This window comes from Alloprevotella tannerae ATCC 51259, assembly GCF_000159995.1.
In the GTDB taxonomy this organism is placed as follows: domain Bacteria; phylum Bacteroidota; class Bacteroidia; order Bacteroidales; family Bacteroidaceae; genus Alloprevotella; species Alloprevotella tannerae.
Genome location: NZ_GG700642.1, coordinates 142736 through 153035, shown reverse-complemented (window position 1 = coordinate 153035; position 10300 = coordinate 142736). Strand labels below are relative to the sequence as shown.

6 protein-coding genes and 3 pseudogenes are annotated in these 10300 nt (G+C 41.3%); 4 read left to right on the top strand and 5 right to left on the bottom strand.

All coding sequences use genetic code 11. From position 1 onward, the window contains the following. The first annotated feature begins 427 nt into the window (after window positions 1-427). From GCWU000325_RS00675 to GCWU000325_RS00660, 3 genes and pseudogenes are all read left to right on the top strand, one after another. Entirely contained in the window at window positions 428-1243 is an 816-nt protein-coding gene (locus GCWU000325_RS00675; protein WP_006253949.1) for a class I SAM-dependent methyltransferase, read from the top strand. A gap of 484 nt (window positions 1244-1727) precedes the next feature. Next, window positions 1728-3181: pseudogene (locus GCWU000325_RS00670) on the top strand (IS4 family transposase). A 267-nt stretch (window positions 3182-3448) separates the two neighbouring features. Beyond that, window positions 3449-4045 (top strand): annotated as a pseudogene (locus GCWU000325_RS00660) (transposase family protein); the annotation flags it as partial. Between the two features lie 179 nt (window positions 4046-4224). Here GCWU000325_RS00660 and GCWU000325_RS00655 read toward each other — a convergent pair. Then, a complete protein-coding gene (locus GCWU000325_RS00655; RefSeq protein ID WP_006253945.1) occupies window positions 4225-4887 on the bottom strand; it encodes a hypothetical protein in 663 nt (220 codons plus the stop codon). A 2-nt stretch (window positions 4888-4889) separates the two neighbouring features. Further along, window positions 4890-5378: pseudogene (locus tag GCWU000325_RS00650) on the bottom strand (relaxase/mobilization nuclease domain-containing protein); the annotation flags it as partial. 113 nt (window positions 5379-5491) lie between these two features. Between GCWU000325_RS00650 and GCWU000325_RS00645 the strand changes: the two are divergent. Continuing rightward, a complete protein-coding gene (locus tag GCWU000325_RS00645; protein ID WP_244832860.1) occupies window positions 5492-6355 on the top strand; it encodes a hypothetical protein in 864 nt (287 codons plus the stop codon). Between the two features lie 535 nt (window positions 6356-6890). On the opposite strand, the gene GCWU000325_RS00640 is transcribed toward GCWU000325_RS00645, so the two are convergent. The 3 genes from GCWU000325_RS00640 to dnaK form a co-directional block, all read right to left on the bottom strand. Beyond that, window positions 6891-7349 carry a DUF6078 family protein gene (locus GCWU000325_RS00640; protein WP_006253942.1) on the bottom strand — a complete coding sequence of 153 codons (459 nt, stop codon included), beginning with the start codon at window positions 7347-7349 and terminating at the stop codon, window positions 6891-6893. Further along, complete coding sequence (locus GCWU000325_RS10855; protein WP_006253941.1) at window positions 7346-8152, bottom strand: RipA family octameric membrane protein; 807 nt, start codon at window positions 8150-8152, stop codon at window positions 7346-7348. The genes GCWU000325_RS00640 and GCWU000325_RS10855 overlap by 4 nt, the downstream gene beginning before the upstream one ends. A 66-nt stretch (window positions 8153-8218) precedes the next feature. Beyond that, entirely contained in the window at window positions 8219-10114 is a 1896-nt protein-coding gene (gene dnaK / locus GCWU000325_RS00630) for a molecular chaperone DnaK (protein WP_006253940.1), read from the bottom strand. Window positions 10115-10300 lie beyond the last annotated feature (186 nt).

Here is a 10300-nt window from a genome sequence, read left to right as displayed (position 1 = left end):
ATTTTATGATCTGAGAATAGAGCGGCTGTCCGCTAAAATGTGTACTTTTACCCATGGTTAAATGTTTTTTTGTCGAATACAAATTAACCATTAAGGGCTGACTTTACAAAACGAAATCAGCCCTTTACTTTTTGCCCTCTCCAAAAGAACGGCATATCAATCAAAAAACTTTTATCGGACAGCAATAATACGCTATATAGATTTATCTTTACCATAAGGCGATTATGTCAAAATACCTATTTATAAGTATTGCTACTTACAAACAAAAAAGATATTTTTGCAACTGAGACAAAGGAACATAACTGTAATTTAGGATGTTTATACTAGCATAATTCTTGTTCTGAAGCCGCACAGTCCAAGTAAAGGGTGTGCGCTTCTCATTAAAGCAGGAAATAAATAATTCCTAAGAACCAAATAAAAATAAAGAATGATGGATACAAAACAACTTACAGGTATTCCCGAAACAATGCTTACCACACTTTGGGCGAAGGCCACGGAGACAAAGCGACCAGATGCTTTGTTGAGGGATATTTATGCAACAGAGATCATCAAACATGTGGATTATGATTTCTCTAAATTTAAGAAGGGAAAATTCTCACAGGCTGGTGTTTGTGTTCGTGCAAAACTAATTGATGATGAAGTGATAACGTTCTTAAAAGAATATCCTGACGGTGTCGTAATACAATTGGGGGCAGGGCTTGACGCTCGATATCAACGTCTTGACTGTCCACACTGTGCTCATTGGTACGATCTCGATTTAGAAAAAGTTATCGATATACGGCGTTGTTTTATACCTGAGAATGAGACGAATACTTTTCTTTCAATGTCACTGTTCGACTACAAATGGATAGAAGAGGTAAAGAAGTATAATACCCCCGTGCTGATTATTCTTGAAGGAGTATTGATGTACTTTAAAGAAGAGCAGGTAAAAGCTTTTATAAACGAATTGTGTAGCCGCTTGGATAAAGCTACAATACTAATGGACATCTTATGTTATGTACTCGTAGGGAAAGCTAAACATCATGACGTAATCAGTAAGATGGATGATAATACGGAGTTCTTATGGTCCATACTGCATACCAAAGACATGGAGAAATGGAATAATCGTTTACATCTTATCCGTGAATACTTTATGAGCGATTACGATCATGGACGTTTTCCATTAATATTCCGCCTGCTTTATAAAATTCCGTATTGTTATATTCGCTTCAATCAGCGTATAGTGCGATTGGATATTTATTGAATAGTAAAAGGTCATCTTTCAGATAGAGAAAGATGACCTTTTTTGTGATAATCAAGTAAATATCATAACTAAAAATAGTTTATTTTTAGTTAGAAAATAAAATAGTAACTATTCAGCGATAATAAACGTTGAATATCAAGAACTTATGAACTTAACATTGTGGCAAAAAGGCTTGAAATGACATTCTTTATTAGCATTTGTCTGTATCTATTTATGTAACTTATTGATAATCAATAATAGTTTATACATCTTATCTCTGAATAGTTACATAAAATAAATTATTTTTCTTTGTAATCTCTACTTTTTTGCCGTGTCATTGAGTAATTATCACTACTTAAAAGCTGCCTGTTCATCATAATGGTATTAACTTGTAACTAAAGTTTCCCACCCAAATAAATAGATAGAAAAATAACAGTTTGTCGAATTTTCTTTGTAAATTAGTAATCGCAAACAACTGATTTTAAAGACAAAACAACAAACTGTTATGGAAGCAAAAATAGAGAAAATAAGTGAGTTATCCAAACTTTTGAGTGTTAAAACTCGAATGAGTGATGATTTGTTTCATCTTTTGGCAAGTTTGGCATCGGTCACCTGTTATCTCGCCTGTTATTGGAGAAACAGGACGGGGTTTCGGCTTCGGAGTTAATCCTTTCTCTTTGCCTCTTCCGCATTTTAGGAAAGAGCATTCACAATATATGCAAGCATAAGATATACGAGCTTTCAAATCATGGCAAGAACTGTTTCTATCGCATGATGATTCGCCCGCAGATGGATTGGAGGCGCTTGATGAACCACTTTGCCTTGCGTTATATGTGCCTATTGCGTAAGTATGGCGAAGCACCTCTATCCGATACCACGACCTGTTTCATCATAGACGACACAGTGCTTGAGAAGAGTGGCGTGAGGATGGAAGGTATCAGTCGTGTTTTCGACCATATGAAAGGCAGATGCGTATTGGGCTACAAACTGCTACTTTGTGCCTTCTTTGACGGCAAGACAACCATACCCTTTGACTTTTCACTGCATCAAGAAAAGGGAAAACAAGGCGACTGCGGGCTGACAAAATAGCAACTCAGAAAGGCATATCATACCAAGAGGAATACGGGCAATCCTGATTATAAGCGCTTTCAAGAGTGTAAGATGTCCAAGATGGAAGTCGCCATGGACATGCTTCGCCGTGGATGGAAGATGGGGTTACATGCGAAGTATGTGCTTACCGATAGCTGGTTCACTTGCGAGCAACTTATGGCATGTGTTAGAAGCATAGGTAAAGGGGCGATGCACTTTGTCGGACTTGCTAAAATGGGAAAGACGAAATACACAATATTAGGCAGGAAGAAAAATGCTGCAGAACTCATTGCCACCTATGAACGTGAACGAGGAAAGAACTATCGTAAATACAAATGTCGATATATTCAGTTCAACGGCAACTTAGGAGATATACCAGTTAGAATCTTCTTCATCAAGTATGGTAGAAACTCCACATGGAACGTCCTGCTCACCACGGATACTGCGATGTCTTTCGTAAAAGCCTTTGAAGTATATCAGATCAGATGGAACATAGAGGTGATGAACAAGGAGACTAAGCAGTATCTCGGATTAGGAAGTTATCAAGGTTGCGACTTCAATGGTCAGATAGCCGATGCTACGCTGTGTTACCTTACATATACCGTCATGGCTTTGGAAAAGAGGTTCACAGAATATCAAACCATGGGCGAACTCTTTTCAGACATGGAGGGTGATCTCATGGCACTCACGTTATGGAGGCGAGTTCTTGCCTGTATCGAACGCATTCTTCGCATTTTAGGAGAAGTGCTTGGGATGACGCCCCAACAGCTTATGGCTACAATCAGCGGCAGTGACAAAGAGATGAGCAAAATCCTTGTAATGGCTGAAGCGTTAAAAAAGTGGGATGAAGTATATGGACAGACTACATAATTCCTGTTAGGCATGTGTTAAAAGTCAATGGATATGGGGAACGACAGGCAAAGGTGAATGAGAAAAGCCTGTGTTTTAAGGGGTGGGAAACTTTAGTAACAAAAAAACAAAAGAAATAATATTTTTTTTCATACACCTTAATTCCGCAGCATAAATTCTTGTAAGAACTCCAAGTGTCTGAGAAACAAAGTTCTCAAAACACTTGGATATGTCAGGAATTTCACCTATCTTGGTGCTGTAAACATAACAAGTAAGCAAAAATCTGACATGACAAAGGTAGCAATTAAAAACGAGAATATCACTTCTTTCGGTGGAATTTATCACATTATGGACGTTTTTTCAAAGTTGGGCTTTGAAAAACTTACTGAATCTGTATTGGGCAAACGTGGAAGTAGCGGCAAAGCATTCTGTTATGGAAGTGTTTTCGGCTCTCTCTTCTTCAGTTACCTTTGTGGTGGAGAATGCCTTGAGGACATCAATGTGCTTATCGGACAGTTCAGGCAGAGACCTGGTACGCTATTACCCAGTGCCGACACCGTGGGGCGCGGACTGAAGGAGCTTGCCGAAGAGAATATTGTCTATAAGAGCGAAACCTCCGGCAGGTCTTACAGTTTCAACACTGCAGAGAAGCTGAACACCTTACTTTTACGGATGATACGAAGAATGGGGCTTATAAAGGCAGGCAGCCATGTTGACCTGGACTTTGACCACCAGTTTGTTCCTGCCCACAAGTTCGATGCAAAGTATTCCTACAAGCAGGATTTTGGCTATTTCCCTGGTTGGGCTTCCATCGGGGGCATCATAGTCGGAGGTGAGAACCGTGACGGCAACACCAATGTGAGATTCCATCAAGAGGACAGCATGTCTTTGTACTCTCACATTCCCCATTGGTTTGGGTGGGGGATTTTACGCCTATGCAAGCCCCCCCAAAAAAAACTCGCATCAATGTATAAAGCTCAAAAAAGTCATCTCAATGTATAAAATTATATCACAAGGAATAATACTGCGGAATTAAGGTCTTATTAAAGTTTATGTATTCAACACTATTTGTTTTTCTTATTTTGCAGGTTATTCTGCATCAAACTATCTGCCTTTTGCTTCAATTCCATGTCATAATCATCTGCTTTTTCCTTGATTAGTTTGATAATCTTTTCATTGCGATGAATGTCAAATACATCGTTAAGCCATAGGATTTCCTTTGGGCTACATCCTCCCCAAACTCTGATGATTCGGAATTTCAAGGCATCATCCTTGTATTTCTGTTTACTTTGCCACAAGAAGTAATTGCCGACCAGAGAAACAAAACAAAGCATAGATATTGCCACCACAGTAATAAAGACTTTCGACGACTTGATGTCAAAGCTGTGTCTATGGATATGCTCTTGTTGCTTTGGCTGCTCTTTCTGCTCCTGCCACTCGTGCAACATGGTCAAGACGCTTGCCACCAATTTGTCCATGGATTTAGCCTCCTCGTCCTTGATGCGCACTTGCACACCAATATACTTGTTAATCACTTCTTTTGTTCGCTGTTCATACTGATTGAGCAATTCCTGTTCCTGCTGTTCGTCACGTTGTACAAGTGTGGAGGAAACATGAGGAGAGACCGGACAGTTCTCTTTTTCTTTCAATACTTTTAGTTCCTTGTAAGTTGTCTCCAGTTTGTTTTTGATTTCCTCAAAGAGGACGAATGTATTATTATCTGCCATAGTTATAAATGTATTTTACGTTTTTTCTTTTTCTTCTTTTTGTCAAGTGTGTTGTAAACCTCCGCAGGGACTGTGCCATGAGTTTGGAACAATCCCAATCCTCCTTCTATAAGGTCGTTGGCTATTTCGCTTGTAACATCTGCAACATTAGAGATAAGATTTATCGTTCCTTGTATCTGCTGTTTGTGTTCTCTATCATTCTGTTGCAGGCCAAAGTCTATCTTGGAATAACTGAAACCCCTATCCACTTTAGAGCCATTGAAATGATAGCCGTTCTTTTCAAAAATAATCCCCTGCACTTCCTGTGAGTTGCCTTTGTACTTAAAGCGGACATCTATATCTTGTTTTTCCAAGTGAGCAAGAAGGTCTTTCCAATTCCTGCACCGAGCAATCTCTGCTTTCAACGTTTGATAGATTTCATATTTGGTCTTATCGGGTTCTTTTAAGCGGTGTTCCTTGACTTTGCTCTTGGCAAAATATAAACAGTATTTGTCTATCTTTCCGATAATTTAATGTACCTTTGTATTCCGTAAAACAAAAGCAGTGGCCTATGGAATGTCGAAATGAAGAAATTGATTGTAAACAATCTAAAAACATATATTCAATGAAAGACTATTCATATATCATAGATGAAGCGTGTACTGGAGAAAAAACTCCAAAACTCGTCCGGCAAATCATACCGATCTTGGTCGGATGGGCAAAAAGGAAAGAAACAAATCATACTTATGGTGATTTGAGCAGGTTGCTTGGCTATCAAGATTGGCAACGTATTGGCCATCAACTCGGTAGTGTTCAGTTGGTCTTCCAACAATTGCAGGAAGAAGCCGGTTTGGAGAAAATACCCACTCTGAATGCATTAGTCTCAAATGCGAAGGCAGGTATACCTTCCGGAGGCTTTAGTTATGTGCATCCTAAGTATGACGAGATGGATTTCACGGAAAAGCAGATTATTGTGGAAAACGCAAATAATGAAGCTTTTAACTACGAGAAGTGGGATTATGTGTTGGCTTTACTTGGATTAAAACCTTATCTTAGCCAAGCTGATGAAGATATTATTCGTTCTGGTGCATTTGGATTTGGAGGAGAGAGGAAAGAGCACAAACTGATGAAAGAGTTTATTGCTGCCCATCCAGAAGCTATTGACAAGCAAATAAGCGAAGAAGGTATCTTGGAACATATATTATTGTCAGGTGACAGAGTAGATGTTTTCTTCCCCAAAGCAAATGTTGCGGTAGAGGTCAAGCCCAAACTCGCTCCTAATGCTGATATTCTCCGTGGGCTTTTCCAATGCGTAAAATACAAAGCAATATTGGATGCTGAAGCCGAAGTTAAAGGTGAAATACCTGATAGCGAGATAATCTTAGTCATTGGTGGAAAACTTTCCCAATCAAATAGGAATGTGCAAGAATGCCTTGATATAGAAGTCATTGAAGAATTTAAATACAAAAGCCTTTACAGAAAAACATAATAACTAGTATAACCCTATACGGCGTAGCTATAGTGTACAAAATAAGTTGACAACTTCTAATCCCTAAAGGAGTAAAAAGTTATGAGTCAGCACAATGAAGCCAATAGTACCTATTTTGTTAAATCAGTATGTTGCAAGTGGCATGCGCATACATGATTTCTCATCGTATTATGGCATCTAAAGATTGGTTTTGCAATTAAAAGACAATTATCAATTAATTATGAATTCAAAAAAAGACCACTACAACGGCATTTGAACTTAACAAACGATATGGGTAAAGTCGATTTCCAATTAAGGACCAAAGTTGTCAATTAATTCCTGTACACAGTATTCCTATTCATATTACTAAATGATTTCTTCCGAATCAACGGTTTTGGACACGTTTGTCCAACCAATTAGACACGTCTGTCCATCTCATTGGACAAGTTAGTCCAAACGATTGGACAAACGTGTCCAATATCCCATGTCTTATATATTTCCATAAGAACATGTTAAGGAACTGTCGGCCGTATCTCAAGTATAGGGGGCTCGGAGCCTACTCGTATCTTGCCAACCGCATCAGTGCGGGATACTGTTCTTCATAGCGGTCGAATTCGATGGCAGAGCCGTCGTAGCCCATTTCGGTAAAGGCGAGGCGGACGTCTTGTTGCTCTTCCTCGGTGATGGCGCGGCGCAGCTGCTTCACCTTGTAATAAACGTCAGCGCCGAAGCACGACATGACTTTCCATTTTGCTCCGTGCAGGTCGGCAGCGCGCACGTTGTCGTAGATGCGGGAGATGCCCCACGCGTAGCGTTCCTTGTGGTCGGGGTCGAAGAGCGGACAGGGCTGCGCGCCCGTTATCACAGCCGGGTTCACTATCCTATAGGTTTCATTCCTATTCCCTGCCAGCATCTTGTAGGCAGTATGGTGCAGGCATTTGCCTGCTTTCTCACAATGGGTATCTGCGCAGTGCGCAAAGTCGGTGTCTAATTGGTTGTATTCTTCTTGGGTCATTGAACTGTTTCTTTTTGTTTTTTACCATCGTCACTAGAGATATTATTAAGCTTCAACTCTGAACTGTAGTTCCAGAAATAGTTAATGCTATCTTCTTTGTCTAGTTTTTTGGCTGCAAATCCTTTGCATAGGAATATTACAACACAAGACAACAAGATTATAATAAAAACTAAAACAAATCTCCACAAAATATTATCCTCTAAGAAAGTCAAAATATTATCAATGATACCATAATCTTTGATTGTCTGTTTATCTTTTTCATTAAAAATGAAAGCCTCTTTAATAAAAGTTAGGAACCAGCTGATTGTAATAATTAAGCTAACCATTTGATTTACCTTTGAAACAGAGAAAGGATAATGCCCCGTTACTTTGTATATAGAATCTTTACGGCTTTTTATGATACCAAATATAGGAGTTCCTAAATACGTACTTAATTCCTCAATATGAGCCTCCCAATTCTCTTGCCAAAACTTACTCCCTCGATTTGCCATATACCATAAAAGAGATAATAAGAAGCCTAAAGCAGCAATAAATAAAGATACCCAATGTGATTTTGAATTTGAAAAAACATTATAATATCCAACAAAGATAGCACCAATAAAGAGAACAAAATAGGCTGTGCGTTTCCAATATAAATCAATCTCAAACTTTCTTGTATCAAGTGCTATTTCAAAAGCTTCCTTTATCAGGTCTTTATCACTTTCTTTCCCTAAAGTGCTGATACCTGCGGAAGTATAACACGTTATATATTCCTCTTTTGATATACTTTCTCCTTTTCTCTTTGTATTTGGATCTTGTGTCATAGTGTTTGATGATTCTAAAAAGCCCCAATGGCATTGCTACCATTGGGGCACGGTTATAATTCTTATTTACTTCACTTCTTCAAAATCTGCGTCTTGGATGGTGTCATCCTGCTTTGGCTGCTCTTGCTGGCCGGCTTCGGCGCCTGGTTGAGGACCTGTCTGTTGGTACATCTCAGCGCTGGCGGCTTGCCAAGCATTGTTGAGTTCGGCAGTTGCGGTGTCGATGGCGGCGAGGTCTTGCGCCTTGTGCGCATCCTTGAGTTTTTGGAGTGCAGCTTCGATCGGCGCCTTCTTGTCGGCCGGGAGTTTCTCACCAAGTTCTTTCAATTGATTCTCCGTAGAGAAAATCATACTGTCTGCTTGGTTCAGTTTGTCGATCCGTTCTTTCTCCTTCTTGTCCGCTTCCGCGTTTGCGTCGGCTTCAGCTTTCATTCGGTCGATCTCCTCTTTTGTCAGACCGCTTGAAGCTTCGATACGAATACTTTGCTCTTTGCCCGTTGCTTTGTCTTTTGCACTGACGTTCAAGATACCGTTGGCGTCAATATCAAAGGTTACTTCGATTTGCGGAACGCCGCGGCGAGCAGGCGTGATGCCCGTTAAGTTGAAGCGGCCAATGCTTTTGTTCTGCGCCGCCATAGGACGCTCGCCTTGAAGTACGTGGATCGTCACCTCCGGCTGGTTATCTTCGGCTGTAGAGAATACTTGGCTCTTCTTGGCCGGTATTGTCGTGTTGGCATCGATGAGTTTCGTCATCACGCCACCGAGCGTTTCGATACCGAGTGAGAGCGGCGTTACGTCCAAGAGGACTACATCGCCCACACCGCTTTCCTTATTAAGGATTGCGCCTTGAATGGCAGCGCCCACGGCTACCACCTCGTCCGGGTTAACGCCTTTGGAGGGCGCTTTGCCGAAGAAACTTTCTACCATTTGCTGCACAGCGGGGATACGGCTTGAACCGCCGACGAGGATCACCTCGTTGATGTCGCTCGGTTGCAGACCTGCAGCTTTCAAGGCTTCCTGACACGGCACCTTGCAATCTTCTATCAACTGGTGAGACAAAGCCTCAAACTTTGCCCGTGTGAGTGTCTTTACCAAGTGCTTGGGCACGCCGCCCACCGGCATAATATAAGGCAAGTTGATTTCCGTTGTCGTCGAAGAAGACAATTCAATCTTCGCCTTTTCCGCAGCTTCCTTCAAGCGCTGCATAGCCATCGGGTCGGTCGTCAAGTCGGCACCCTCGTCGTTCTTAAATTCCTCTACCAACCAATTGATAATGACGTGGTCGAAGTCGTCGCCGCCCAAGTGCGTATTACCATTGGTCGAGAGCACTTCAAATACGCCGCCGCCCAATTCAAGAATAGAAATGTCAAACGTACCGCCGCCTAAGTCGAACACGGCAATCTTTGCGTCCTGCTTTGTCTTGTCCAAACCATAAGCCAAAGCTGCTGCCGTAGGCTCGTTCACGATACGGCGCACGTTGAGACCGGCGATCTGACCGGCTTCTTTTGTAGCCTGACGTTGCGCATCGCCGAAATAAGCCGGCACAGTGATGACTGCGTCCTTTACCTCTTCGCCCAAGAAGTCCTCAGCCGTCTTCTTCATTTTCTGAAGAATCATTGCTGAAATCTCCTGCGGCGTATAGAGTCTGTCGTCTATTTTCACGCGCGGCGTATTGTTTTCGCCCTTCACTACCTCATAAGGTACACGCTTTATTTCTTGCTGCACCTGATCGAAAGTTTCACCCATAAAACGTTTGATCGAATAGACCGTACGTGTCGGGTTCGTAATTGCTTGTCGCTTGGCGGGGTCGCCCACCTTGCGTTCTCCGCCATCAACAAAGGCTACGACAGAAGGCGTCGTGCGCTTTCCTTCGCTGTTGGCTATTACTTGAGGTTCATTGCCTTCAAAAACGGCCACACAACTGTTGGTCGTTCCTAAGTCGATACCAATAATCTTTCCCATAGTTATATTTTGTTTTATTGTTGTTACTTATTTATCTGCCCACTAAAATACAAGTGGCGTGCCAAACCTGATATTTGAGGCGTGATATTTGAAATTTCTTTCGCTTTATCACCCTTTGGGGCGAGTATGTCCCTAAATAAGCAAGCGTTGTGCCAAAATGTAATCTTGTCAGTGTATTTTGCGGAT

Bases quoted from the DNA above. Each gene is read 5' to 3' on its own strand.
- GCWU000325_RS00675 (WP_006253949.1), top strand. From the start codon at position 428: ATGATGGATACAAAACAACTTACAGGTATTCCCGAAACAATGCTTACC.
- GCWU000325_RS00655 (WP_006253945.1), bottom strand. From the start codon at position 4,887: ATGGCAGATAATAATACATTCGTCCTCTTTGAGGAAATCAAAAACAAA.
- GCWU000325_RS00645 (WP_244832860.1), top strand. From the start codon at position 5,492: ATGAAAGACTATTCATATATCATAGATGAAGCGTGTACTGGAGAAAAA.
- GCWU000325_RS00640 (WP_006253942.1), bottom strand. From the start codon at position 7,349: ATGACCCAAGAAGAATACAACCAATTAGACACCGACTTTGCGCACTGC.
- GCWU000325_RS10855 (WP_006253941.1), bottom strand. From the start codon at position 8,152: ATGACACAAGATCCAAATACAAAGAGAAAAGGAGAAAGTATATCAAAA.
- dnaK (WP_006253940.1), bottom strand. From the start codon at position 10,114: ATGGGAAAGATTATTGGTATCGACTTAGGAACGACCAACAGTTGTGTG.